The sequence below is a fragment of the Chelativorans intermedius genome (genome assembly GCF_025398255.1).
Classification (GTDB): Bacteria; Pseudomonadota; Alphaproteobacteria; order Rhizobiales; family Rhizobiaceae; genus Chelativorans; species Chelativorans intermedius.
In genome coordinates this window covers 16419-41777 of record NZ_JAODNW010000027.1, presented here as the reverse complement: position 1 = coordinate 41777, position 25359 = coordinate 16419, and the positions used below count along the sequence as shown (strand labels likewise).

General features: G+C 64.7%; 25 protein-coding genes and 1 pseudogene. 6 read left to right on the top strand and 20 right to left on the bottom strand.

Annotated features, from left to right (window positions below; all coding sequences use genetic code 11):
- Window positions 1-2 precede the first annotated feature (2 nt).
- The 6 genes from NYR58_RS17555 to NYR58_RS17530 form a co-directional block, all read right to left on the bottom strand.
- Window positions 3-1382 (bottom strand): relaxase/mobilization nuclease domain-containing protein, encoded by a 1380-nt coding sequence (locus tag NYR58_RS17555; RefSeq protein WP_261522456.1) that lies wholly within the window; start codon window positions 1380-1382, stop codon window positions 3-5.
- Between the two features lie 364 nt (window positions 1383-1746).
- Window positions 1747-2361, bottom strand: a complete 615-nt coding sequence (locus NYR58_RS17550; protein ID WP_261522455.1) for a lytic transglycosylase domain-containing protein — start codon at window positions 2359-2361, stop codon at window positions 1747-1749.
- A gap of 23 nt (window positions 2362-2384) precedes the next feature.
- Window positions 2385-2888 (bottom strand): conjugative transfer signal peptidase TraF, encoded by a 504-nt coding sequence (gene traF / locus NYR58_RS17545; protein WP_261522454.1) that lies wholly within the window; start codon window positions 2886-2888, stop codon window positions 2385-2387.
- Window positions 2885-3124: a helix-turn-helix transcriptional regulator gene (locus tag NYR58_RS17540; RefSeq protein WP_085126727.1), complete on the bottom strand. Its 240-nt coding sequence runs from the start codon at window positions 3122-3124 to the stop codon at window positions 2885-2887. The genes traF and NYR58_RS17540 overlap by 4 nt, the downstream gene beginning before the upstream one ends.
- A 165-nt stretch (window positions 3125-3289) precedes the next feature.
- Complete coding sequence (locus NYR58_RS17535) at window positions 3290-3502, bottom strand: hypothetical protein (RefSeq protein ID WP_261522453.1); 213 nt, start codon at window positions 3500-3502, stop codon at window positions 3290-3292.
- A 334-nt stretch (window positions 3503-3836) separates the two neighbouring features.
- Window positions 3837-4211 carry a DUF736 domain-containing protein gene (locus NYR58_RS17530; RefSeq protein WP_261522452.1) on the bottom strand — a complete coding sequence of 125 codons (375 nt, stop codon included), beginning with the start codon at window positions 4209-4211 and terminating at the stop codon, window positions 3837-3839.
- A gap of 609 nt (window positions 4212-4820) precedes the next feature.
- On the opposite strand from NYR58_RS17530, the gene NYR58_RS17525 reads away from it, so the two are divergent.
- Both NYR58_RS17525 and NYR58_RS17520 read left to right on the top strand, forming a co-directional pair.
- Entirely contained in the window at window positions 4821-5744 is a 924-nt protein-coding gene (locus NYR58_RS17525) for a DUF6650 family protein (RefSeq protein ID WP_261522451.1), read from the top strand.
- Between the two features lie 55 nt (window positions 5745-5799).
- On the top strand, window positions 5800-7116 hold the full coding sequence (locus NYR58_RS17520) for a hypothetical protein (protein ID WP_261522450.1): 1317 nt from the start codon (window positions 5800-5802) through the stop codon (window positions 7114-7116).
- 80 nt (window positions 7117-7196) lie between these two features.
- Here the strand turns inward: NYR58_RS17520 and NYR58_RS17515 are convergent, their stop codons facing one another.
- The 13 genes and pseudogenes from NYR58_RS17515 to NYR58_RS17460 all read right to left on the bottom strand — a co-directional run bounded on the left by NYR58_RS17515 (window position 7197) and on the right by NYR58_RS17460 (window position 21211).
- Complete coding sequence (locus NYR58_RS17515; protein WP_261522449.1) at window positions 7197-8138, bottom strand: DUF2493 domain-containing protein; 942 nt, start codon at window positions 8136-8138, stop codon at window positions 7197-7199.
- Between the two features lie 238 nt (window positions 8139-8376).
- The gene (locus tag NYR58_RS17510) at window positions 8377-9390 is read right to left on the bottom strand and encodes a DUF7146 domain-containing protein (RefSeq protein WP_261522448.1); all 1014 of its coding nucleotides are present in this window, start codon (window positions 9388-9390) and stop codon (window positions 8377-8379) included.
- Between the two features lie 3 nt (window positions 9391-9393).
- The gene (locus tag NYR58_RS17505; protein ID WP_261522458.1) at window positions 9394-13641 is read right to left on the bottom strand and encodes a strawberry notch family protein; all 4248 of its coding nucleotides are present in this window, start codon (window positions 13639-13641) and stop codon (window positions 9394-9396) included.
- A gap of 98 nt (window positions 13642-13739) precedes the next feature.
- Complete coding sequence (locus NYR58_RS17500) at window positions 13740-13952, bottom strand: DUF6117 family protein (protein WP_261522447.1); 213 nt, start codon at window positions 13950-13952, stop codon at window positions 13740-13742.
- The gene (locus NYR58_RS17495) at window positions 13949-14566 is read right to left on the bottom strand and encodes a DUF7007 domain-containing protein (protein ID WP_261522446.1); all 618 of its coding nucleotides are present in this window, start codon (window positions 14564-14566) and stop codon (window positions 13949-13951) included. The genes NYR58_RS17500 and NYR58_RS17495 overlap by 4 nt, the downstream gene beginning before the upstream one ends.
- Before the next feature lie 110 nt (window positions 14567-14676).
- Complete coding sequence (locus NYR58_RS17490; RefSeq protein WP_261522445.1) at window positions 14677-16782, bottom strand: ParB/RepB/Spo0J family partition protein; 2106 nt, start codon at window positions 16780-16782, stop codon at window positions 14677-14679.
- A gap of 83 nt (window positions 16783-16865) precedes the next feature.
- Window positions 16866-17252, bottom strand: a complete 387-nt coding sequence (locus NYR58_RS17485; RefSeq protein WP_261522444.1) for a hypothetical protein — start codon at window positions 17250-17252, stop codon at window positions 16866-16868.
- A gap of 114 nt (window positions 17253-17366) precedes the next feature.
- Complete coding sequence (locus tag NYR58_RS17480; protein WP_261522443.1) at window positions 17367-18209, bottom strand: hypothetical protein; 843 nt, start codon at window positions 18207-18209, stop codon at window positions 17367-17369.
- Entirely contained in the window at window positions 18206-18727 is a 522-nt protein-coding gene (locus NYR58_RS17475) for a thermonuclease family protein (protein WP_261522442.1), read from the bottom strand. The genes NYR58_RS17480 and NYR58_RS17475 overlap by 4 nt, the downstream gene beginning before the upstream one ends.
- Before the next feature lie 186 nt (window positions 18728-18913).
- Window positions 18914-19516 carry a DUF2285 domain-containing protein gene (locus NYR58_RS17470; protein ID WP_261522441.1) on the bottom strand — a complete coding sequence of 201 codons (603 nt, stop codon included), beginning with the start codon at window positions 19514-19516 and terminating at the stop codon, window positions 18914-18916.
- Between the two features lie 103 nt (window positions 19517-19619).
- Window positions 19620-19727 (bottom strand): annotated as a pseudogene (locus tag NYR58_RS20610) (transcriptional regulator domain-containing protein); the annotation flags it as partial.
- Window positions 19728-19734: 7 nt separating this feature from the next.
- On the bottom strand, window positions 19735-20409 hold the full coding sequence (locus tag NYR58_RS17465; RefSeq protein WP_261522440.1) for an acyl-homoserine-lactone synthase: 675 nt from the start codon (window positions 20407-20409) through the stop codon (window positions 19735-19737).
- A gap of 73 nt (window positions 20410-20482) precedes the next feature.
- The gene (locus tag NYR58_RS17460) at window positions 20483-21211 is read right to left on the bottom strand and encodes a LuxR family transcriptional regulator (RefSeq protein ID WP_261522439.1); all 729 of its coding nucleotides are present in this window, start codon (window positions 21209-21211) and stop codon (window positions 20483-20485) included.
- Between the two features lie 148 nt (window positions 21212-21359).
- On the opposite strand from NYR58_RS17460, the gene NYR58_RS17455 reads away from it, so the two are divergent.
- Window positions 21360-21584, top strand: coding sequence for a helix-turn-helix domain-containing protein (locus NYR58_RS17455; RefSeq protein ID WP_261522438.1), 225 nt, complete (start codon window positions 21360-21362; stop codon window positions 21582-21584).
- 36 nt (window positions 21585-21620) lie between these two features.
- Here the strand turns inward: NYR58_RS17455 and NYR58_RS17450 are convergent, their stop codons facing one another.
- Window positions 21621-21932 (bottom strand): helix-turn-helix domain-containing protein, encoded by a 312-nt coding sequence (locus tag NYR58_RS17450; RefSeq protein WP_261522437.1) that lies wholly within the window; start codon window positions 21930-21932, stop codon window positions 21621-21623.
- 128 nt (window positions 21933-22060) lie between these two features.
- Here NYR58_RS17450 and NYR58_RS17445 point away from each other — a divergent pair, with 128 nt between their 5' ends.
- The 3 genes from NYR58_RS17445 to NYR58_RS17435 are packed head-to-tail and all read left to right on the top strand — an operon-like array spanning window position 22061 to window position 25351.
- The gene (locus NYR58_RS17445; protein WP_261522436.1) at window positions 22061-22858 is read left to right on the top strand and encodes an IclR family transcriptional regulator; all 798 of its coding nucleotides are present in this window, start codon (window positions 22061-22063) and stop codon (window positions 22856-22858) included.
- 4 nt (window positions 22859-22862) lie between these two features.
- Complete coding sequence (locus tag NYR58_RS17440; RefSeq protein ID WP_261522457.1) at window positions 22863-24053, top strand: M24 family metallopeptidase; 1191 nt, start codon at window positions 22863-22865, stop codon at window positions 24051-24053.
- A complete protein-coding gene (locus NYR58_RS17435; RefSeq protein WP_261522435.1) occupies window positions 24050-25351 on the top strand; it encodes a pyridoxal-phosphate dependent enzyme in 1302 nt (433 codons plus the stop codon). The genes NYR58_RS17440 and NYR58_RS17435 overlap by 4 nt, the downstream gene beginning before the upstream one ends.
- The last annotated feature ends 8 nt before the right edge of the window (window positions 25352-25359 follow it).

Genomic DNA, 25359 nt, shown 5'->3' with positions numbered 1-25359 from the left:
CTTCACGCCACAGGCCTGATCGGAACCTTTGAAGTCCGACCCACCAAACTACGACCCGCCGCCAGCAACGGCTTTGCAACAAAGATTGCAAAGTTATCTGGAAACAAATCTGCAGCGCTCGCGGGGACGGTCGACGTGGTGCTCCCCTCGGCAATGGTGCCGCGCCGCCGCTTACCGATATTGCCGTCCGGTGTCGGCTCGGTCGCCTCGCCCCTGCCGATGTCGACATAATGGGTGCGCCCATCCACCCCGTCGACGATCAGATAGTGGCGGTCCTTGAGTTCGTCGGATAGCCCACGCGCCACCACGCGCCCGATGACGGGGTTCGCGGTCGGGTCTCCGGGGTCGAGGATCGCGTAATCGCCGGGACTGCGGGCGATGTTTTTCCCGGCCATTTCGCGGTGCATGGTCTTGACGATGTCGCCGCGCTCGCCCATGCGGCGGAGCGTATCCTCCAGCCCCACCTCCAGCCGCCATTGGCCGGGGCGAAGTTCCTCGGCCAGGCCCAGCCGCCTCAGCTTGTGCAGCCGGCCCGCGCGCAGGCTCTGCTGGAAGGCGTCGCGGTCAGTCGCGGCGACGAGACCCGCCTCGTCCATATCGCGGATGAGGCGGCGGTCTACGCTCGTCAGACGCTCCTGCTCGATCTCATGACGCAGCCGGTTCTCGATCTCGAAATCCGACCGCGGCCCGAAATCCAGGCTGACGATCTCGGCAGCGCGCTCGCGCATGCCGGTGGTGATGTAGTCGCGGGCGATGATGAGGTCCTTGCCGCCCTCGTCGCGGCCACGCAGCAGGATATGCGTGTGCGGATGGCCGGTGTTGTAGTGATCGACCGCCACCCAATCGAGCTTCGTGCCGAGGTCTTCCTCCATGCGGGCCATCAGGCGGCGGGTGAGCGGCTTGAGATTGTCGTATTCCGCGCCGTCCTCGGCCGAGACGATGAAGCGGAACTGGTGGCGGTCGCCCTCCGAGCGCTCCAGGAAGGCTTTTCCGTCCGCTCGGTCCTGCTCGGCGCCGTAAAGCTCGCCGCGCTCCGCGCCCCCCTCGCGGGTCACACCGTCGCGCTGGATATACCGCAGGTGCGCCCGCGCATTTTCCATTCCCTTGGCCATCCCCTTGCCGGCCAGCTTGACGATGCGGGATTTGATGATGACGCGGCGCTGGCGGAAGGCGGCATAGCGGTCGCGATTGGCAAGCACACGTCCGACGCCCGCGCCGCGCCCGATGCGGCTGCCGGTGAAGCGGGACTTGCGTGTGCCGCCCGCCCCGCCGCGCGCGAGGTTCGATGCAGCCAATACCTGATGCAGGAATTTGCGTCCGACCTTCGAGCCGCGCGAGCGGATCTTGCCGGGCTTGAGTTTGAAATCGTCGTCGTCGAACACGGTCTGCTCCTCATAGACCCCAATAGAATGGGCACGAAACGAGCCTCTGGAAATTGGTGCCAACCGACCCCAGGAAAACCGGGGAGTTGCGGCCCACATGGCACCACGGCGGGGGTGCATAGCACCACCCACCAACAGAAAAATCGATGTGCAGACACAGGCTTACAGCCCGCGACACCGCGGATGGTGCCGGAGCTTCATCTTGCCTTACGCTGCTTCCCTGAGCCTGTCTGCGACCATCCACGATCGTCTGCGATCACATCGACTGGTGGCGAGAAAGCCCGGCAGCGGCGAAGTCGCGCCGCCGGGCGAAGGAAGGAGCGAGAAGCGCACGGGAAACGGACTTCGGCGACGCATTCTCGCCTCATTTTTCATCCAACTTTCGCGTCGAAAGCGGCACGAAAAGCTCGCCATTCGGGACGGAATTTTCGTCACGTGCGGCCTCGTTTTTCGTCGTCGAGAGCCAGAAAAAGAGCCGCTGCCCGGAGGCGATTTGATCGGGATTCCGCGTGCCGGTCGGCGGTAAATTCGTTCCGTCCGAAGCGAGATGGCCCGCACCCGTGAGCATCTCTGCGATGCGCGCGACATAGTCGCGGGTCTCGGCGGGAAGCGGCTTTCCGGTCCGCAGATGATCCTCGTAGCGGCCCGGTCCGGCGTTGTAGGCGGCGAACAGCGCCGGATAACCGAAGCGGTCCTGCATGGCCTTGAGGTAGGCGGTGCCGGCGAGGATGTTCGTGCGCGGATCGAAGGGATCGGCGCCGAGATCATGTTGATCGCGCAACTCGGCCCAGGTCTCCGGCATGAGCTGCATCAGCCCCATAGCGCCCTTGGGCGAGACCGCCTTGGGGTCGCCGTTGCTCTCGGCCATGATGGCCGCTCGGATCCAGCTTTCGGGGATTCCAAACCGCGTCGACGCCTCGGCGATATGGGCCTGCCATCGGTCGAGGACACCGGCCTCTGCAGAGGCGACGATGGCCACCACCGCGGCGAAAATGAGGGGACTCAGTCGGTCCATAGCGGCGCGAGCCTCCCGATCACGCGGGCGCTCGGCATCGGCCCGAAATAGCGGCTGTCGAAGGAGTCCGGGGCGTCGCCCAAGAGGAAGAACTCACCCTGGACAAGTTCCCGGCAGTCATTCCAGCGCGGCAGGGAACGCCCTGCCCGATCTGCCTTGCGCTGACCGGCAACGATTTCGCCATTGACGATGATGGCCCCGTTGAAGGCGCAGACATCATCCCCGGCGACGGCGGCAACGCGCTTGATGAGCGGCACGCCGGCAGGCAGATAGCCGCGAATGGCGGCCAGCTTTTCGATGGATTTCGGGAGGCGGACCAGGACGAAATCGCCGCGTTCCGGCGCGCCGGAGACGACGCGGTAAAGACCGATCGGCGCGCTGGCCGAGGCGTTCCAGACAAGACGCGGCTGGGGGTGCGCGATGGCGGAGAAGCCGACGAGCGCGATGCCCGCAAGCATGGCGGCGATAGGAAGAACGGCGGGCCTTTTCATCCGCGTTCTCCCTCGTCAGATGTGGAGGAATGCCGCCGTCCTTCCGACCAGGCATCGAGGTCGGCGATGTGGTAGCGGACAAAGCGGCCATGCTTGCGGAAGCGCGGGCCGTTGCCCGTCAGGCGCATCTTTTCAAGGGTGCGGAAGGAGAGGCCGAGATAGAATGCGGCCTCCCGTGTGGAGAGGAACGGCGAGCCTTTGCGGGCCTCGGCCGCCCTTGATGTGTGATCGATCAATCCTTTGGCTCCTTTCGGCGAAGATCGACGCGAATGGGCGAAGGATGTCGGCGGGGAGCGCGCTTGCTCAGGATCGAAAAACGGGGGGTGCCAAAAACGATCCCCCCTCGCGATGGATGGACGAGAGACCGGCGTCCGGCTCGGAAACGCCGCGAAAAGCGGGGCTCAGTGCCCCGCCTCCGCGGTGTTCAGCAGCGCCTCGAGCGCTACTTCCATCTCCGCGATCTGCCGCTTGGCCTCGATGCGCTCGCGCCTCGGCAGGCCATTGCGGAGCTCCATATTGACGAGCCAGATGCTCTCGCGCAGCTCGTCCTCGGCGTAGAGATGGCCGCGATATTCAACGCGGATGTCGTGGGCGAAATTGATCTGGATGGACATGGGAACCTCCTTGATTGAGCCGTTCTCCGGTCGAGAACGGGGGTCCCCGGTCATCCGGATAGAGCCTGTCAAGGACGGCGAAGCCGCCGCGAAGCGGGCGCGGGAGGAGCCGAAATGCGGAGTGGAGCGCCAGCGGAACGGAGCATTTTGGAGGGTGCCCGCGATCCTTTACAGGCTCGTTGCGCCGGATGGCAGAATGGGACGATCGAGACGGAAAGCCCGTCGGCGCGACCAGCGCCGACACCGCTTGGAATGCGGCGGTCGGGCGCGGCGGAATGCATGAAGATAAGCCCCGCCGGATGCGCTCCGGCGGGGTCTTCGGGAGTGGGCGGGATCAGCGCTCGCGCGGCTCCCACAGGGCGAGGTGCGAGGTGCCGTCCTCCATCGGCGTCTCCAGCTTGACGAGGCGGGCGCGCACCCAGTTGGGGCCGAATTCCGGCGCGGCGATCTTGAGGTTCAGGTAGGTCTCGCCGCTCGACTTGGCGACCTGGCTCCAGCCGGCGCCGACCTCGTAGCGCTGGCCGTTGCCGGCATAGACGCGATAGTCGGGGGCGTTTTCGGACATCTTGTCCACGGGGACGATGACGAGGTTGGCGGTGACGTTGAGAGTCTTGAGGGTCCCGGTGAAGCTGCCGTCGTTCTGCTTGGTGAACGTGCCGAGGGTGATGGCCATGGTGATGATCCTTTCGCTGTTCGTCGCAGGGACCATCCCTGCGATGGCTCCAGCGGAAAGACCGCATAGGCGGGCCGGTTCACCCGCAGCGTGAGCGGAGGGCCGGAACGAAGTGGAGGACCCGCCGGGAGGGAAAATTTGGAGCGAAGCGGGCGCGAGGAATGCCGGGAAAAGTTGACGGCTTCGCCGTCACCCCCGCGCGCTTTGCGCGCTATTCGTAAGAATAGGCGGCCATAGGCCGCCGGGGGGCGCAGCGTCAGCGGAGCACTTTTCGCGGCAGGGGAAATTTTCCCGGACGGCGGGTTGAACGGACCGGCGCGGGATTTACGCGATGAGAGGCATGCAGGGATGGTGACTGCCTCGATGAACAGCCGGCGAAGGAGCGCCATAGCCTTCCCCGCCACCGAATTCACCGCATCGGACGACGGCTTGGCCGGGGTTGAAACGACACGAAAACCGCCAACCACTCGGCCTCGACCGCGCCCCGGGCATGTCCAAAGCTCCCGCTCCGCGCCGTTGACGGCATCGCCGCGCCGATGAAACTGGCGCCGGTGCGCCACTGTAGCCGCAGGCAGCAAGACCAATCCGACCGCCTGCGTGCCGTGCGCCTTTCGACCTCATGCGCATAGTCCATCGGCGCCGGAGATGCAGGAAGGATGGCGTTCCAACCTGCTCTCGGGAGCCATGGCCCACGCCGCATTCTCCCCTCCAGGCCCCATCACCATCGCGTCCGGCGGGGCGCGTCATGGCCGCCACTGTTGGACCGCCATCCGCCCGCGGAGCGGGCGCTCGCGCCAGGGATCGAAGCCGAAGGCCGAAACGCCGAAGGCGATTCGGTTCACGAGAGCCCGGCGCGCGGGGCTTGTCCCCGCGCGGGCGCCACATTTTCAGGCATCCTTCTCACCCTGTTACGATTGTCGCGATAAGGGCTTCTCTGATGCCCTCGGCTGGTTTGATCTGCCGCAAATTTCACAAACGATGGTAGATTCAATCTTGGGTTATTGTAGAGCCGTCGAACAATTGGGGGACCTGGGCGTGAGCAAATCGGGTGACATCACGAAGAAGGGAAAGATAGCGGCGAAATCGCTGGCCCATCGATTAACCGGGTTCTCGCTGCCATTTTTTGGCGTTCAGTGGACACCTCCCGCTGACGAACGAGAGATTATCCGGGGCTTGCTGACCGCGCTGGAAGACCGGCGCGTTCTCTTCGTCCCATACCATCTCGAAGTCGTCTCACAAGTGACCGCTTCGGTGCTGCAGATGCGCGAACTGCTGACACAGACATTGCAAGCACTGCCTGAGACCGCTCGTGCCGCCGGGTCCGTCCGGGCTATGCGAGCCGCCTGTCGAAAGTTCCTCGAGGAGCCGCATCCGGATTTCCGCAACCTGCCACCCCTGTATGGCAGAGGGCGCTTCGGCGACGAAGAAGGCAGCCCACCATTCTTCGTCGCTCTTGGGGAACTGCGGGCGACGTTTGGCACCCATGTCGCTGCGCTCGCCTATCAATATGGCATCGATATCGAGGGCGAGCTCGCATCGATTCTTCCCTCGGCGGACGATGCATCATGAAGGTGCTACGACAGACGCGGAGCGGACAGGGCAAGCTGTCGGCCGGAAGCATCTCATGAGCGATATCTTGACCTCCGCTGCGGTCTGGCGAGCCGAAAAGTCGATCGGCATTACTGGACACACGCGCCATCGGCATAACCCAAGTCCGATCTCCGTGGGCTTCATTGCCCCCGGTATGTGCAAGACCCTGACGTTCGGGCCGACCGCTCTTGCGGCGTCGATGGCAAGAACGGCAACGCTGCGGGATGCACCGCCGGAAATGTTGGCGCGGTGGGGAGACAGCGCCCTGACTGAAGTGGAATGGCTGATCGAGGATGGCCCCGCATTCGCGCTCACACAGCACATCAACTCGCTGGCCGACGCCGAAAGGACCACCTTCGCCGGGCGCCTCGGAGCCGGCGTCACCGACCTGCTCATGAATGCGCTCGGCTATACGTGGCGAGACAATGCTGTCTGCCTTTCGAGTGCGCTCGCCCCGCATGCCGACTTCATCTATGGGGACGGTGCGGTTTCGGGCCACGGAGTGGTGCTGGCGGAAGCGCGTGGATCGTTCGCCGCTAACGTCTCGGCCGCGACCATCACCGGACAGGCAAAGCGCAAGTACAGCAAGCAGGTGAAGCCCCATCTGGCGGCCGAATCGCTCCACGGCAAGGTCATTCACGGCTACTCGATTGCGTTCGGCTCAAGACCAGGAGCAGCGGGCGCCTTTCTGCATGCTGCCGAGACGCGCATTTCCAAGCCGCGTGGCAAGCGGTCGCCTCCCACGGAATCGACCTCGGGCTTGAGCCCGGAGTCGGCACCGACCTCGCTCGCGCTCGCGACGCATCGTGCCAATTTTTCTCTCATGGATGCGCCGAGCGTTGTAGCTTGGATCGATTGGGCTCGCGCTGGAGGGGAGCGCCCCGATGTTGATTCACCACTCAGCTTCCTGGCAATTCCATACGCGGGTCGAACGTTTCTCGGCAGCGCGGAACCCCTCTGGCCATTCCACGACTATCCCCACTGGCTGGACGACCTCTGGCATGATCCGAGATGGTGGCCGCGTTTTCCGCGAAGGCGCTTGCTACGACGAAGCGGCGATGGCTTTGCGGGATGGTTCGTCATGGAGGAAAAGTCTGCTGAACAGTTTCTGAACTCTCTGAGCGCCATCATCCGCAGCGGGCGAGAGAACATGCCCGCAGTCCTCGAACTTCCACGTGTCGAACCCTCCGGTTTCTCCATGGATCGAGGCGAAGGGAGCGATGTTTCGCCCGAATCTGAATACGCCTACGCTCTATATCGGGATGGCCTGGCATTGCTGGGCAGCCCACCGCCACGGCGCATAGTCGGACATAGAACCTGGTCTCCGGAAGAAGGAATGCGGAGCGGCTGAGCTGGGTTCGGCCCGCAGGAGCAGACGTGTCTGCGCCGGCATTCAATGGAGCAAGACTTGCATGAGAATGGGGCGGCGCATTACGCGCCGCCCTCGCCAAATTTCCACACCGCGATCCCCATCTTCCGCGCCTTGTCGGCGAGGTTCTGGGAGATACCGGAGCCGGGAAAGGCGATGACGCCGATGGGCATTGCTTCGAGCATCTGGTCGTTGCGCTTGAAGGGCGCGGCGTTCCGATGGCGGGTCCAGTCGGGCTTGAAGACGATCTGCGGCACGCCGCGATTGTCGGCCCAGCAGGCGGCGATCTTCTCGGCGCCCTTGGGCGATCCGCCATGGATGAGCACCATGTCGGAATGCTTGGCGCGCGCCTTGTCGAGGGCATCCCAGATGCGGGCGTGATCGTTGCAGTCGACGCCGCCGGTGAAGGCGATGCGCGGACCGGCGGGCAGCAGCGGTTCGAGCTCGGCGCGGCGCTTGGCGGCGACGAAATCGCGGCTGTCGATCATGGCCGCCGTCATCATCCGCCGGTTTGTCATCGAGCCGGTATGCGGCCGCCAGGCGGAACCGGTCGCAGATTCGAACTGGATGGCGGCAAGATCGCGGAGGCTCTCGAAGGCGGCGCGGCGTTCGAGCAATGCCTCGCCACGGGCAATCAGGCGCTCGAGCTCGACGGACTTGACCTCCGAGCCGTCCTGCTCCTCCTGCAAGCGGCGCTGCGCCATCTCGTTGTCGTCGAGCACACGGTCGAGATAGCCAAGGCGGCGGTGGAAGAGATTGGCGAAGCCCCAGAGGACGTCATCGAGATCGTCATCGAGCGCCGTATCGGCCATGAGGGCGATGAGGGCGGCTGTCGCGTTCTCGATCTCCTGCTCGGCCCGGTCGGCTTCGGGCACGGTCAGGCGCTCCGGATCGTCCGGGCTGGGACGGGTACCGTGAAGCGCCATTTCGTCGAGGACATGGGCGGTTGGCGATGTCGCGTGATGGGGTTCGAAGGCGTCGTCGGTGAAGAGGTCGTGCAGCATGGGTCTGTCTCCCGGTCTCAAAGCCGCGCCCGTCGCGGCCTTTCCGGGGATCGCCCGCCAGCGCCAAGGGGCGGCTTTGCACCCGCCGGGCCGCAACGGAGTGGAGGACGGCCGTCAGGCCGTTGCAAAGCCGACCGGCGCTGGCAGATCCCTCTCTTGGAAAGGCCGTGGCGCGGCCCCTTCCGAACCGGGAGGCGGTCCCGATGCTCGCCCCTTCCCCGTCCGGCACTGACGACCATCACACGCATCGCGTCCGCCCGCCCGCGACAAGGAAACGCTGAACATCGTCCGGAGCGAGCTGCTCGGCGAGCCACGCCCTGAGCCGGTCCGGACCGAGGGAGAGAAGATCGGCGTTGAAATCCTCTGTCCTCGAGGCGAGCGCGCGGATGTCGATATCGTCGGCCCTGGAACGGGCGCGCAAGCGTTCCAGCGCGAAACGCCCGGCCTCGTCATTGTCGCGCGCGACATAGAGACGGCGCAGCCCGGCCGGCAGGACCAGGGCGGCGAGGTGGGCGGCGGAGAGCGCGGCGGCGACCGGCATGGCGGGCATCACGGTCTTGAGCGCCAGAGCCGTTTCGACGCCTTCCGCCGCCGTCAGGACGTCGGAAGCGACGCCAAACCGGACCGCATTTCCCGCGAGATGCCCCATGGCGCGACGCGGCTGATCGAGAGGCGCCTTACCGCCGTCAGAATCAAGCCAGGTGCGATGCACGCCAGTGATGGCGCCGTCGAGATCGGTGACGGCGGCGATGAGCGCTGGCCATGTCTCGCGCCCCGCAGGTCCGCGATAGAAGCAGCGCGGATGAAAGCGCAGGACGGAAATGTCCGCAGGCAGAATGATACCGCGGCTCTGGAGATAGCGTTCCGCCAGCGTGCTCCGGATCGGCTTCGACGCAGCAAAGAGCCGCCGCGCCGCTTCGGAAGAGTTCGTCGGCTCGGGCGGGGCGACCTGGCGGATCGGCAGAGCCGGCAGGCTGAGGAATCCCCGCGCCTCATCGAGTGCGGCGCGGAAGTCGAGGCCACGATTGAGGGCAATGAGGTCGAGAAGATCGCCATGCGTTCCATCAGCGGCATCGCAAAACTTCCCGGCACGTTCGCCGGAAAGGCGGACATAAAGGCTCCGCCCCGGCGTTCCCATGACATCGCCGCAGATCCAGTATCGACCCTGCCGGCGGCCGTTCGGCAGGTAATAGCGACACACCGCCTCGGCCTGTTCACCAAGACGGCGCGCCAGATCGGCGGCGCGGGACATATGTCACCCCCGATCCGCGATTTCAGTAATTGGCCAGCGGTCGGTGAGTCCTTCGAAGATGGACTTCCCGGCCTCTCCGATAGGCACGAACAACCGCAGCTTCCAGGAGATGATCTCGCCGAACAGGCCGCGGGCCTTCAGGGCGTCGACCATGCCGGAGGTGAAGCCGGTCAGTTCGATGCGGTGCTCGTTCATCACGCGCGCGCGGCGGAGAACGAGACCGTCAGCGAGATGGGCCGTGACCTTGCCTTCATTGATCAGGCCCCAGGCATCCCCGGCGGAGAGATTCGGCGCGTCCATACCGATATTGCGGCAGAACGCTTCCACCTCGATGGGCGTCAGCATCCGGCCGATGATGCGTTCACCATCGTCGGTTTGCAGCCGGTAAACGCGGGCGTTGCTCTCCGGAAGACGTCGCCAGATCGGCAACAACAGCCCGGTGACGAGGTGGAACGTGCTTGTCGAGAATTCCGGGATTCCGGCGATCTCCCTTTCCCATGCGGCGATAAATTCTTCCCTCTCCGCTTCCTTCCAGTGCGTGGCGGAGAAGCCATCGACGCTCATCGTGTCGCGCTGCGTGGGGCGCAACAGCCGGACGCGGCGTTCGATGCTGCCGTCATCGCGCATCAGGCTCGGCGCGGATGTCTTGACGGCGGCGCGGCCGGAACGCTCGTTGACGAGCAATCGCCCGCCTTCCACGGTGATCGCCTCTTCCGCCGTCATGGGGCGGTTGCGATCGCGCCGCTCGATCGTGAACAGCCGCGTCTCGGCGCCGCTGTCGTGCCGCCAGACCGTGCGCCGGTCGGTGACGATCAGACTTTCGGCGCGGATGGTCTCCAGGCCGATATCGTGGACACCCGCTGCAATCGCCGCCTCGATGCGGGCGTTCAAAATCTCCTCGAACGCCGCGAACAGCGTGTTCTGCATGGCGATGGGCAGCGCCAGCAGCCGGTTGAGGAAGGTCGTGATCGGCGGCAAGTCCTCCTTCAGCGCCCCGCCCTCGAAGGTGAGCGAGAGGCCCGTGGCTTCCTCGAACCGCTGGAGCGAGCAGTCCTCAATGCCGCCCTGCACCAGCAGCATGTAGAATTGCCTGAGCGCCGCCCGCGCCTGATCGCCTTCGAGATTATCCTCGGCGCGAAACAGGCCCTGACCGCCGGTCTGGCGCTGTCCGCGGGTGATGGCGCCAAGGGTATCGAGGCGGCGAGCAATCGTCGAAAGAAAACGCTTCTCGGCCTTCACGTCTGTGGCGATGGGGCGGAACAGCGGAGGCTGCGCCTGATTGGTGCGGTTGGAGCGACCGAGGCCCTGGATGGCGGTGTCGGCCTTCCAGCCCGCTTCGAGGAGGTAATGGACGCGCAGGCGCTGATTTTTCGCGCCCCGGTCGGCATGGTAGGAGCGGCCCGTCCCGCCAGCGTCCGAGAAGATCAGGATGCGCTTCTCGTCATCCATGAAGGCTTGCGTCTCGGCGAGATTGGCCGAGGGCGGACGATTCTCGACGCAAAGCCGGTCGCCCTTGCGCACGATGCGTCGCGAGCGGCCGGTGACTTCGGCGACCTTGTCTGTCCCGAACCGCTGAATGATCTGGTCGAGGCTGCCGGGCACGGGATCGAGCGAGGAGAGACGCTCGATCATCCGGTCACGCGCCGCGGCGGCCTCGCGGCACTGGATCGGGTTGCCCTCGGCATCGAACGCGGGGCGCGAGCGCAGATTGCCGTCCTCGTCTGTGTAAGGCTCATAGAGCTGCGTCGGAAAGGCGTGCTGGAGGTAAGTCAAGATCACGTCGCGGGGCGACAAATCGACGTTCAGGTCCGCCCATTCCTCGGCTGGAATCTCAGACAGGCGGCGGTCGAGGATCGCCTCGCCAGTCGAAACCAGTTGGACGATTGCGGCATGGCCCGTCTCCAAGTCCGCCTCGATGGATTTGATGAGCGTGGCGGTCTTCAGCCCTGAAAGCAGCGCTGCGAAGAAGCGCTGCTTGGCGCCCTCGAACACCGACAGGGCGGCGGACTTCGCCTGGCCGTTGAGGGCTTTTCGCTCCCCGGTGACGTTCGAGGCTTCGAGGGCGGCATTCAGGTTGGAGTGAATCACCTGAAACGCCTCGGCATAGGCGTCGTAAGTTTCCACCTGCGCCGGGGTGAGATTGTGGTCGACGATCTCGACCTCGACGCCCTCATAGGACAGCGACCGCGCCGTGTAGAGGCCGAGGGCCTTCATATCGCGGCTCATCACCTCCATGGCCGCGACCCCGCCGGCCTCGACCGCCTGCACAAACTCGGCCCGGTTGGCGAAAGGGAAATCCTCGCCGCCCCACAGGCCCAGCCGCTCGGCATAGGCGAGATTGCGCACGTCGGTGGCGCCGGTTGCGGAGACATAGACGATGCGAGCGTCCGGCAAGGCGCGCTGCAGGCGCAGGCCGGCACGACCTTGCTGGGAGGGAAGTTGTTCGCCACGCTCACCCTTGCTGCCGGCGGCGTTGGCCATGGCATGAGCCTCGTCGAAAACGATGACGCCGTCGAAGCCGTCTCCCAGCCAGTAGATGACCTGGCGCAGGCGCGGCTCGTTGCGTAGGGTGGCATAGGTCACGAACAGCACCCCTTCCGACAGCCGGACCGGCGTGCCCTGCTTAAAGCGCGATAGCGGCTGAACCAGCAAGCGCTCCATGCCGAGCGGCGACCAGTCGCGCTGCGCGTCCTCGATCAGCTTGTCGGACTTGGAGATCCATACCGCCTTGCGGCGGCCCTTGATCCAGTTATCGAGGATAATGCCCGCGACCTGCCGGCCCTTGCCGCAGCCGGTGCCGTCGCCGAGGAACCAGCCACGGCGGAAGCGCACGGCATTCTCAGAATCTTCGGGGGCAGCATGGAGATTGTCGAAGGTCTCATCGACCGTCCACGATCCCACGAGATGCCTGGAATGCGCATCGCCGGCATAGATGACGCTCTCAAGCTGAGCGTCGGAGAGAATGCCACTCTTTATTATATGCACCGGAAGATGCGGCCGATAGGAAGGGTGCGGCGGCGCCACCGAGGCCATAGCCGCCGACTGCACCAGCTTCGTAGGATGCGGCTTGGCGCCTGGGATATGGATCGATTGCAGGGCGTAGCCCTCGTAGAGCGCGTCGGTCAGGTCGGCGCCCTGGGCCGGCTTCCATTCGATGGGCTCATAGGTGAGCTCGACAGCATCGGGTGCCGCAGAAATGACGGGCTGCGGCCTGCGCGCGATTGGCGCGACCTTGCGCACAACAGCGGGCTTCGCCACTGTCCCGAGCCCGATTTCGCCGTTCACCTCCAGGCGAGGCGGCAGATGTTCGATGACGCGGGCGAGCAAGTCGGCGGCGTTCTCCGCGCGCGGCGAAACCGGCGGCGAAGCCGATTCAAGCGACTTGTCGATGACGGTGAGGCGCGTGTCGAAGGTGGTCCCGTGCTTGTAATAGACGGAGCCGTCCACGACGCAGGTGAAGCGCACCGCGCCGTTCAGCTTATCGACGGGGAAATTGTGCCCGGTGATGGCGACCAAGCGACCGCCCTCGGGCAGCCGCGCCAACGCCGAGCACACGTGACGGAAGTCCGCGTCGGACACGCGCCCCTGCACATGGAGCGCCGCCGAGAAGGGCGGGTTCATGAGAACGACCGACGGAGCGACATCGTCCGCCAGCCGGTCATCGATGCTGGCGGCGTCATGCGTGCTGACCGGGTTGTCCCGGAACAGCCGCTTCAGGAGCGCCGCCCGCGTTTCGGCGATCTCGTTGAGCGCCAGCCGCGCGCCCATAATCTCGGCGAAGATGGCGAGCATCCCCGTGCCGGCCGACGGCTCCAGCACCACATCGTCGCCGGTGACGCCCGCTGCGATGCTGGCCGCATAGGCAAGCGGCATAGGGGTGCTGAACTGCTGGAACTCCTCGGACTCCTGCGTGCGGCGGGTGTGGGTGGGAAGAAGCTCGGCGATGCGGGACACCATGGCGAGCATCGCTACGGGCGAGCCCGCCTTCTCCCGCATGGCGCGACCATATTTGCGGAGGAACAGAACCTGTGCGGCTTCGCAAGCTTCGTATGCGGCTTTCCAGGCCCAGAAACCCTCGGCGTCCGAACCGCCGAACGCCTCCTCCATCGCCTGCCGCAGGACGCGGGCCTCGATAAGAAGGCCGCGTTCGAGACCGGCGAGAATGCGCTCCGCCGCCTTGAGGATGAAAGCGGCCTCTTCTTCGGGCGCACGGATCGGTGCGGCGGTCGTCACCTCCGCCGCTGGCGTCATCAGATTCATGAGATTGCTCCGGGATTGAGGTTTCCAGGGAAAAGCCGGGGCAGGCTCTCTCTTGCCCGCTCCCGGCCCACCCTCATCCCGGTCTGCTCTCACTCTGGCGGCCGGTAAGCCTCGTAGGGATTCCCCTCCGCCAGATGACCGAAGGGCGTGAAAAGGTATTCGCCGCCGTTGCGGCCGACGGCGCATATGACGTAACGCGGCGCGCCAGTTTCGGCGTCCGAGCATTCCATCAGCGCCAAGTCGCCGTTTTCCGCGGCGCGCATGAGGGTCTGGAAGTTGGCGCGGATGTGATCAGGGATCATGACGCCGCCCTCTCTGAGAGGAAGCTGGAGGTGCCGTCGCAGAGCGCGTGGCGATCGGGATCGATGACGAAGCCGAATTTGCTGCGCCGGTCATATTCGGCATCCGACACGAGATAGCGGCGCTTCTCTCGATCGGACTTGCCCCATTCCCCGCACTTGCCGCCAAGAGTGGCGATGCACTCCACCATGCCGGAATGCTGGTCCGACCTGCTGGCGCTGATCACTACCCAGTCATGCGCATGGCATTCGTGGAAGAGGCGCTGGTCCTTGATGTAGGAGTCGCCGGGGGCGAGGGTTTCGCCGGTGACCGCCTCATACTCATCCGGGCACCAATCCTTCAGTGTCCGGATCGCCGCCTCGCGCTGCTCATCGGCAAAGCATTCGGGAAAGGCGAAGGCGACCTTGGCCCAGGCGCAGTCCTCTTCGAACCACCCGCCCTTTTCACGCAGAGCGGGATGCATCCGCGCCAGGCGTTCGGCGGAAAGCTTGAAGCCGCCATGGGACGGCGTGCCGTAGAAGACGATGCCCTCGGCGTATTCGCGGGCATAATCGGCAATGCCCCAGGGCGTGCGGACTGGTCTTTCGTTCGGAAAAATCATGCGTTCGCGTTGCACGTGACGTCTCCAGAAAAAGCGAAGCCCGGCCAGTCTTTCGACTTGCCCGGGCTGACGCCGCGCGGGGCCGGGCTTAATGTGGATGGGATTGACGGGAACAGCCGGAGAGATCACTCAGCGGCGGTGAGGAACTCCGGCAGATCGGCAGCCGGCCCTCCCTGGGCCTGATCGTGGGGCTCAGCCTCAGCGCCTTCACCGGCATGCGACGCTGTCTCGACGCCGGGCGTGCGCAGCGGCTCGGGCAGCCAGCCGGTATCGGCCAGAAGCCGCTCGGCCTGTTCAGCCATGTCGGACTTCTTCAGCCCTTCGATGAGCTCCGCCATGCCGGCGCCCTTGGCCTCGGTGACCGCCTCGAGGATGCGGGCCTTCGGCACGCGGTTGAAGTAGTTCTCCACCGTCGGCGTCCACCCGGCCGTGGTCATGTCGAGCGAAACCGCGCAGGCGAGCTGATCGGCGTGCCGCCGGCGTCCCTGTATCCGGTTCCACGGCTCATGCACCGCGTTGACGGTGAGCGAGACGCAATGGGCGAAGAGCGCCATGCGGCTGTCGTGGTCGAAATCGCTTAAGGATTCCCAGAGCAGCTCCGGCTCGCCGGGAAGCTGCTTTTCCCAGTTGGCGTGCCGCTCGCCGATGGCCTTGGCCGACTGGCTCTCCTTCAGCCCCGGCCCCTGAACGGTCGGCGTTGGGCTTTCGGCGCGAATCTCCAAGCAGCTCGCCGTCGGATAACGCCAGAAGTTCTGGAGAACGAGGGCGTGCAGCGCGGCGAGGAAGGCGATGTCCGGGTCGTTCGCCAGCGCGTCCCGCATTGCAAGCGTCCGGTGCGCCGTCAGTTCCATGACCAGGCGCTCGGACAGCGGCTTGAGGCCGTCTTCCTCGGCTTCGGCATCGTCAGCTTGCGCCCCATTGCCGGATAGCGCGGCGGCGGGATTGACCTGCCGCGTCTCGCCATTCCCACCGACATGGACGATCTCTTGCGTGTCGCGGATGAAGCCATCCGTGTCCTGACCATCGCTGCCCGGTTCGACTGGCGCTTCGTCCTCGGGACGGACATAGCCACGCTCGATCTTCAGCCGGCCGTCGCCGTCGATTGAGACGAACGCGCCGGCGCGGGTGACCTCGTCGGGATCATAGCGAACCGGCCGCTCCTCGAAAGCATCGAGTTGCGCCTCGATCTCGGAGAGACGCCGGTCGATCTCCTCGGGTAGGTCCTCGTCGCTCTCCTGGAAATAGCGCTGTTCGATCTCCTCAAACTCCGACCGGAGGGCTTCGCGGCGGGCATGCTCCTCATCGGACAGCGGCTCCGTTTCACCCATGACGCGGCGCAGGCCGGCGGTGTGGCCATAGGGGAAGTCCGGAGCGACCTCGATCCACTTCCAGCCTTCGGCCTTGATCGCCTCCGCTTGTGCTTCGAGCTTCTCGGCGACCAGCCGGTCCAGCAGCGCCACATCCTGCAACCATCCCTCGTCATTCTGCGAGAACAGGTCGCGCAGCACGACCCCACCCGCTCCCTCATAGGCGGCGAGCCCGACGAAGCGAGCGCGTTTGTCGGTGGCGCGGACGGTGTTTTCCGTCAGCAGCTTGCGGATGTAATAGGGCTCCTTGTTGTAGCCGCGCTGCACGATTTCCCAGACCTGCTCCTGTCGGGCATGGTCGTTGGAAATCGTGAAGGCCATCAGTTGCTCCAGCGACATGCCGACATCGGCATAGATGTCGAGCAGCTTGGGCGACACGCTGGCGAGCTTCAGCCGCTGCCGGACGATCTGCGGCGTCACGAAGAAGCGGGCGGCGATCTCCTCCTCGCCCAATCCCTGTTCCTTCAGCGACTGGAAGGCCCGGAACTGGTCGAGCGGGTGGAGCGATACGCGCTGGCAGTTTTCGGCCAGCGAATCCTCTTCCAGAATGCCGTCCTCCCGCACGATGCAGGGGACCGGCGCGTTCTTCGCCAGCCGCTTCTGCTTGACCAGCAGTTCCAGCGCCCGGTAGCGCCGCCCGCCGGCCTGCACCTCGTATTTGTCGGTGGGCTGACCGTCTTCGCCGATCACCGCCCGCACGCTCAGGGACTGCAGCAGCGTGCGCCGGGCGATGTCCTCGGCCAGTTCCTCGATCGATACGCCGGCCCGCACCCGCCGAACGTTGCGGGCGCTGAGCACCAGCCTGTCGAATGGAATGTCCCGCGTCTGGGACAGCGTAATCTTCTCAACCTTCGCCTTTGCCATTTCAGGTTCTCCGTGACGAGCCGGAGAAAGCCCTCTTTCCCCAACCAGACTCGTCACGAAGACACCCACTTCCCTTTCCCTCTTCAGGCCGCCAGTTCCGCCGTACCCTCCAGGTCGAGGTTGTAAACCTCCGCCCCGGCTGCAGCGTAGGTGCGCGCCACCTCGATCAGCGGCGCATAGGAGAACGCGCCCCAGGGTTTGGGATCCGGCTTACCGCCGACGGCGATCATCGGGCCGGAGACGGCGAGCCGCACGGCGTCGCCGAAATCGATGCCGGAGGAATCGATCACCGGCAGAGCGGCGGCGATGGCCAGCGCCTTGATCTTCTCGGCGCGATACCAGGACAGGCTGCTGCGTCCCCCGGATTCATTGACGTAATGCAGGATCCAGCCCGCTTGCCCCACATGCAGATGTCCGCCCGGCGTGGCGAGCGCTTTGGCGATGTCGGCGCTGTAATCGCGGTCGTCCATGTCCTTTCTCCCGCGACGGGCGGCGCGGATCCGTTCCGCGCATCGAAACCCGTCAGCGGGGAAGGGCCGCCCTCGAACGCGAGAGCGGCCAGACCGATGCCCAAGAGAAATGCGCTACACCCCGCACATCCCCTCGCACTCATTGGCGAAGAGGTCGAGTTGGCCCTTGTCCTCCAGCGTGTCGAGGTCAGCCTTATCGAGCGGCACGCAGGAGCGATGGAGATACACCTCGCCGCGCAGGTTGCGGAAGCCGGTGCGGATCATCCGGTCGATTGCGACGGCATCGGCGAAGCCGTCCGGATCCTCGTCCCGCATCTGCCGCCACATGGCGTCGGAATGATACGGGCAGCCGATGCAGGCGCTTTTCGGGGGCGTTGGATAACCGTGGTTCTCCAGCCAGCGCAGACAGTGGCGGCGCGTCATGCCCTTTTCGATCAAGGGAAAGCGATTGACCTGCCACGTCTCGAAGGACGGCTTCATGCGCACGACCTCATCGAGCGAAATGCCGATCCACTGCTCGACGATGGGATGGTCAGGCGAGCGCTTGCCGGCAATGCCGGCCAGCTCCCGCACCTTCCGGCGGATCGGCACGATCTTCAGCTCCTTGGTGCACTGCCGGCGGATCATGCCAACCTTGCCGGACTTCGATCTGGTGAAGGCCGGGATCGACGCCCAGCGCTCCCCCCGTGCACCGCGAATGAGCCCCTCGCGGATGTCGCCATCCGAGACGACATGCACGGGGAAGGGCAGCACGTCCGGCGACGTCAGCCAAGCAAGATGGTCGTAGACCGGCCGCGGCTCCCAGCAAGTATCGGCGAAGATGGCGCAATCGGGCATTGGCCTGACCTCGCCATGGGCCGCCATCAGCGCGAGCGTGGTGGACTGCACGCCGGCGCCGAGCGAGAGCACGCGCAGCCGGATGGTGGGAATATCGGGCGGCGGGAAGAGCGCGTTCATGGCCGATCTCCCGCCTGCCGCCTGCGCCGCCACTCGTCGGGCGGATCGAAGGTTCCGTCCCAGATTCCCTTGCGCAGGAACCGGGCCATGCCCTCGTCGCTCGTATAGTTGTAGAGGCGGTGGGCGTCAGGGTCGGCAACAGCCCAGCCGCTGCGCGATGCCCAAGCGGCAATGTTGTCGCCGCCCGCGTAGCAGATGGATATGAATCGTCCGTAGGCGTCACGCTTTCCGCCGCCCCTGACCTCGCAGGTGACCGTGCGGCCTTTGAGGAATTTGGTGAGCGCGGCAGCGGCTTCCCTGCCGCATGGCCATGTCGCGCCGTCGCGGCTGCGGCAGGTCTGGTCGAATTCGACGGCGTCTATGCCGTAGAGACGGTGTCTCTCGCCGTCGATCTTGATCGTGTCGGCATCGATCACCTTGGCCGGGCCGGAATGTTCCTTGTCGAGCGCGGGCCAGAAGGACACGAAGGCGAAGAACAGAATCCCGATGGCGGCGGACAGGCGGACGAACTGGAACATGGAGGCGGCTCCTTCTCACGGGGTTTCCGGCTTCCAGCCTTCACTCGGCTGTCAGCCCTTCGCCCGCCCGAGGCCACCCTTTTCCTCTCGCACCCGGCGTAGGGCTCCGGAGGATTGGAGCCGCTGCTCGCTGTACGAGACGCACCAAGCCCCACGGAAGAGCGGCACCTTCAAAGCCGCGTGGGCCTATTGCAGCAGCACGCGATAGCCACCACCGACGATCATCTTCTCGGCGGTGCGGATGAGGCGTTGGACGCGGGTTCTTAGATAGCCGGCCTCCCAGTCAGCCCGGACACGTTCTTCGCCGTAAAGGATGGTCGCGATCTCGCGCTGGCTGGCTCCGGCGCGCATGCCGTCATAGGCCTGCAGCACCATGCCCCAGCGCCGCGCTTTGCGTTCGGGGCGAAACAATGCGCTGGGCAGGCGGCCGAGCCGTTCGAGCGCCAGAAGTCGACGCAGGGTCATCACTTTGGCCTCGACGCCGGCAAAGCCCGACAGGCAGTAGCCGAGCCGTACCGGACCGGAAAGAAGGCTTCCGGCAATGACATCGAGACGCAGTGATCGCGGCCCATCGCAAATCAGCACATGCTCACCATCCAGCGAACGCAGAACAGTGACCGGATGAGGAACGCTGAGAAGGTCAAAGGAATCAGCGTCGCCGACGAAGCCGGCCGGAAAGGCCTCGACCGGCAGGATGTTGGCATGGCAATCGCCGCGCCAGAAGACCGAAGAGGCGTAGGCCGGTGAGGACAGCGCATCGGCGAAATCGCAACCCCCAAGACAGGGCATGGTCCAGTTCTTCCTCGAGGGTGACAAGATTGATTGGTGGCGCCGCGCGCAAGAGCTGGCGTGACCTCGGCATGATCAGAAAGCTGGGACAATCGGGATGGCGGCGCAGGAATTCCCAGGCCCAGTCGGCGCGATCGAGATTGAGCAGGTGGCGGTAGTTGGTGCTGTCCCGCCAGTCCTCGAAGGAAGTATCCTCGCTTACTTCCGTCATCCGGTTCTCACCCTCCTGTCGCTGCCCCCGCTGTGTAATGGAAATCGCCTGAGCGGCTAGGATCCTGGTGGCGTTGCGCCCACAGCACCGAATGGCTGATGGCGTAAGCCTGCCGCGTTGTTTCGAGCGCGGCCTCACCCGTGTCGACCATGAGGCCGATAATGGTCTCACCACGATGCTCGATCGGCCGCCCGAGCGGGCGCGGGCTCCAGCCGAGCTTGGCCAAGCGATCGATCCAATAGGTCTCGCAGACAATCGAGAGCTGGCTGACGCCCCGCTGGAGGCAGAACTCGACGATGCCACAATAGACGATGCCGGCGGCCAGACAGGGACTTCCCGGGCGACGCAGCGCCGGCACGACGAATATCCGCGTCCACTCGAAGATGTCGTTAGCCCGCGGCACACCCTGAGGCGCGAGCTGAGGGAAAACTTCACTCATCAGATGCGGCTTTAGGCTCGGCACCAGACGCGAGCCGGCAACCACACCTTTCCCGGGCAGGATACCGAGCAGATAGACGGCGTCCTCGGTATCAAAGGCATCGACCTCGCGGCCGTCGGGGCGTGCGAGATTGTGCCAGCCGCGCTCGCCGACATAGATTTCATGGCGCAGTCGATAATGCTGTTCGAGTTCATCACGATAAGCGCCTCGGTTCGAACGATCGACAATGTGAATATGGAACATGGCGAATCCCCCCGCTTTCCATGTTCCTAGGCCGGGAAGGATCGTGCCCGCCATACCGAGATCTGGGGATTTATCAGGGCTGGATTTCGTGCCTGAGGAAGGCCTTCACGACTGCATGGACATTGTTGGCGGCGTCAAGCTTCTGCTTGGCGTTGCGCTGATGTGTCAGGACGGTATGCTCGGAGAGGGATAGGATGCGAGAGACCTCCCAGGCCGTCTTGCCGTCGGCCACCCACCGCAAGACCTCGCGCTCCCGGCCGGAAAGAACCGGCTTCGCGGAGTCGCCCGAACCAGAACGCAACCGCGATACCGACTCCAGAGCCTGACGGGCGAGAAGGCAGACAATGAGTCGGGTGGCAGGTACAAGATCGGCAATCTCCCCCGATACCGTGACCACGGTAGGTGGCGCAAACGGCGCGTGAACCGGTACGCAAATGCCCTGCCGGAGGCCGAATTCGGTTGCTTCATCCATCACCAAGCGGGCGGACGCCTCCAGGTTCTTTCGACTGACTTCACTCCAGAGGAACGGATCGGCCGTACGGCGGCAGTGAGCCACGCAAGGATCGTGGCGAAAGTGACCGGTGGCATTGTAATGCTGGTACCATTCCTGCGGCCAGCAGTTGGCAAGGATATATTCCTGCCAGCGCGATTCATGCGTCAGCGGCAGCTGGGTGATCAGGCAGGCGCAAAAGCCGTATTGTTCGAGGCAAGAACAGAGCGTGCCGAGAATTTCGTCGACGTTTGTCGCCTGGTCGATTTTTTCGGCGGCCTGAAGAACATCGAAGAGTTCGTTTTGCTTCATCTGCAACGAAGCGGGCGAATTCCGCCCGATCCAGGCGACTCCAGAAGGAAAAACTTACCTATGGCTGCAACGGCGAAACAAGCCTCCAGCATACGAATGATTACTATAATAGGTGGAGGCAAACGCGGCATCTTGACTGTCTCGGCGCATGAGGCTGAGATCGGTCGTAGCCCGCAATCTGAGACTGCTGCGTCAGGCTGCCGGCCTGACGCAGGAGCAGTTGGCCGATCTTGCCGGGCTTGACCGTAACTATGTCGGCAAGCTCGAGCGCGAGGAGAATTCGCCAACGGTCGACACGCTCGAAGCGATCGCGTTGGCGCTGCAGGTCGACGTCGAGCGGCTGATCCGGCGCGAGCTGCCGCCCCGGCACTGAAATCCCGGGGCCAATCGAATTGGCTTGGCCACCCGGCTATTTCGAAGGGCGCGCTCGCGCCCTTCTCGCTTTCAAAACCGGCTCTTTCACACTTTGCCCCGCCGCCGGAGTGCCACCCTTCTTACTGGCCCGGATCTTTGCCGGCTTGACGAAGAACTCCGACACGTCGGCCTTTAGCGCTTTGGCTAGGCTTGCCAGAAACAGGACAGTGGGATTGCGGCGACCGGTCTCGATGCCACTCAGATAGCCGCGCGTGCAGCCCGACTCCAGCGACAGTTCCTCCTGGGAAATGTCGCGCTCGCGCCTGAGGCGCTGCACGTTGAGACCGACCACCACGCGGATATCCATGGCCGCATGGTCGCCGCACCGCACACTTTAGAGCGACACACTATAGTGAACATTCGTGCTTGACAGCGTGCAGGATCATCCGCTTAACTGTCAATCATCGGAACGATATTCCTATTAAAGGAACGATCATGTCAGGCAGCCTTTCCCTGGAACGCGGGCTTTCGGTACTGGAGGTGTTGAAGGACTCAGACGAACCGGTCGGCGTGCGCGAGATCGCCCGGCGACTGGAACTCAGCGCCCCCGCCATCCAGAGACTTCTGAACACGCTTGCTGACCACGGCTATGTCGAACAGGCAGCCGACACGCGGCGCTATCGCATCGGCCATGGCGTGCTGGCGCTCGCCCAGCACGTGCTGCGCAAGGACCGGTTGATCGGCCTTGCCGAACCGGAATTGCAGGCGCTGGCAGCCGAGGGCTGCTTCAATGCCTTTCTGGGGGTGCGCCGCGGTTCGGCAGGTCTTTATCTGCTGGCCGTCCAGAGCCGCAGCCCGGTCGTCATCCGATCTTCACCCGGCGAGAGGATGGCGCTTCATTCAACCGCACTCGGCAAGGCTCTGCTTCTCGGACTTTCCGATGAGGCGATCGGCGAGATACTCGGCGAAGCGCCGCTCGAAAGGCTGACGCCGCGGACTGTGACCGAGCCCGGTCGACTGATCAGCCAGCTCCGCACCGCACACACGGTCGGTTACACCACCTCGCTCGACGAAAACATCCTTGGCGTCATTTCGGTCGGCGCGCCGGTGCGCGGTTCCAGCGGCTCGGTAGTCGCCGCCATCAGCGTGGCCTATCCCCGCTCCGTCGGCCCGCAGATCGAAATTGCCGAGGTGGGGGAAAAGGTGATGGCGGCCGCCGCGCGAATCTCGGCGGAACTGGGTTTCGCTAGTGAGAGCGAGCCGGAAGGCAGGGATCCCCGCCATGCCGCCTGATGCCGTGCTGCTCAACAAGGATCGCCTTCACGCTCGGATGGCCGAGCTGCAGCTCGATGCGGTTATCGCCACGACCCCGGAAAACGTCACCTATACGAGCGGCTTCTGGGCGCTACCACAATGGATCCGTCGCGGCCCTCAGGCCTATGTCGTATGGCCCGCGCCTGGCAAGGGGGAAGCTGAGATCGTCACCAGCACGGCCACGCTCGATCTGGTCGCCGACCAGCAAATCTGGGTCGAGCGCGTGCGCCGATATGGCGCCTTCCATGTCGACGGGAACCCCGATGCAAAGGATCCGGTCAGCCAGCGGCTGATCGAGCTGCAGGAGGCGCACGATCATGGCGATGCGCTTTCCGCGCTCGTCGCGGGGATAACGGATGCGGGTCTCAGTCGCGCCCGTATCGGCATTGATGAGATCGGGTTGATGCCCGGTCAGCTCGAAGCCCTTCGAGAACGCCTGCCCGGCGCCAGCCTGGTCCCGGCCGCTGGACTGTTCCGCAATGCGCGTGCCGTCAAGACGCCGGAAGAGATCGCCAGGTTAGCCAGGGTCGCCGAGATCGCTGAGCGCTCGATCAAGGCCGCACTCGGTGTCGCCCGTGAGGGAGTAAGCGAAGTCGAACTCGCGCGCGCCTTCCATGCCCAGACCGTTCAGGACGACGCCTTTCCGGTGCTGGGCTGCATCGGCTTCGGCGAGAGAAGCGCGCTGATGAACGTCCAGCCTTCCGATCGCAGGCTGAGACAAGGCAATGTCATCCGCTTCGATGTCGGTGGGCGCTACCGTCACTATCGCGCCGACATTGCCCGCATTGCTACCTTCGGCGAGCCGTCAGAGGAGGTGCGCCGCTATCACCGCGCCCTGCTAGCCGGGGTCGAACGGGCCTGCGAATTGATCAGGCCGGGCGCGCGCGTCGCCGACGTCTTCGAGGCGGCCGTTGAAACGGTCCGCCGGGAGGGTATCGGCCACTACCGCCGCAACCATGTTGGCCATGGCATCGGGATCGACGGTTATGATGCCCCGTCGCTGACGGCGACGAGCGACGAGATCATCGAAGCCGGCATGGTCCTGTGTGTCGAGACGCCCTATTACGAGCTCGGCCGCTGGGGGCTGCAGGTCGAGGACATGGTGGTGGTGCGGGCCGACGGTGTCGAGCGGCTGATGGCCACCAGCGGCGACCTCATCGTGGTGGCGCCATGACCACGTTCCTCGGCTATGTCTGCATCCGCTGCGGATGCCGCTATCCCGCGGAGTTTGCCATCGACTCGCGCGGCTGTCCGGCCTGTTACGATGACGCCCCGGCCAATCTACAGCTCTTGCCGAATGGCGAAGATATCAGGCCGGACAAGAGTCTCTCACCCTCCGCGCCGCCGCTGCCTTCGCTGTGGCGCTATGCCCACCGCCTCCCCTGCCCTGCGTCCAATGCCGTCTCCCTCGGAGAAGGCCTGACACCGCTTGTGCCGGCACCGGCCATCGGCGCGCGGCTCGGTCTCCCTTATCTCTACATCAAGGACGAGGGCCGCAACCCGACCTGGTCGCACAAGGATCGCTTTTCGTCTGTTGCCGTCTCAGTAGCGCGCATGCAAGGGGCACATGTCGTGGCAACCGCGTCATCGGGCAATGCCGGCGCCTCGCTCGCCGCTTATGCGGCACGGGCCGGCCTCACCTGTATCGTTGCCACCTTTGCCGGCGCCGCCGGGCCGATGCTCGCCCAGATCCACAAGACCGGCGCAATTGTCGTACCCTTTGCGGACAAGGCCGATCGCTGGAACTTCATCGCCGAGGGAGTTGAGCGTCATGGCTGGTTTGCCACCTCTCCCTTCCGTGCTCCCGTTGTCGGCAGTCATCCGGCCGGCATCGAAGGTTACAAGACGCTCGCTTACGAGATTGTCGAACAGATAGGAGGTGCGGTTCCCGAATGGTGCGTTCTGCCGGTTTGTTATGGCGATGCACTGGCCGGCCTTTGGCAAGGCTTTAGGGAACTCCATGCGCAGCGCACGATCGCCCGCCTGCCGCGGCTGGTTGCCGCCGAAGTGCACGGATCGCTGACTGCCGCGCTGGCCGACGATGGTGATTGCGTACCCGACATGAAGGCCGGGTTCGACTCTCTTGCTGTTTCGATCGGTGCCACGCGCAGCACGTTTCAGGCATTGAACGCGCTCAGGCAGTCCGATGGCGTCGCCGTGCCGGTCGGCAATGGCGACCTGATCTCCTGGCAGGAGAACCTGGCCGTCAAGGAAGGGATATTCGCTGAACTGGCCTCGGTTACCCCCTTTGTCGCCATCGAGTTCCTCCGGAAGAAAAACGTCATCGCACCAGATGATCGAGTCGTCGCCGTGGTGACCGCCAGCGGCCTGAAGGACATCGACCGTTCGCTGCCAGACAAGAAAGCCCAACGACCCTTCACGTCGGTTGCGGAGGCTTGGGGACATTTGTCCCGAAACGACCTGCTCGGCACGGAGGCAGACCACGAAGTGAGCCTTCAGCCGGCCAACTAAGAAGAACA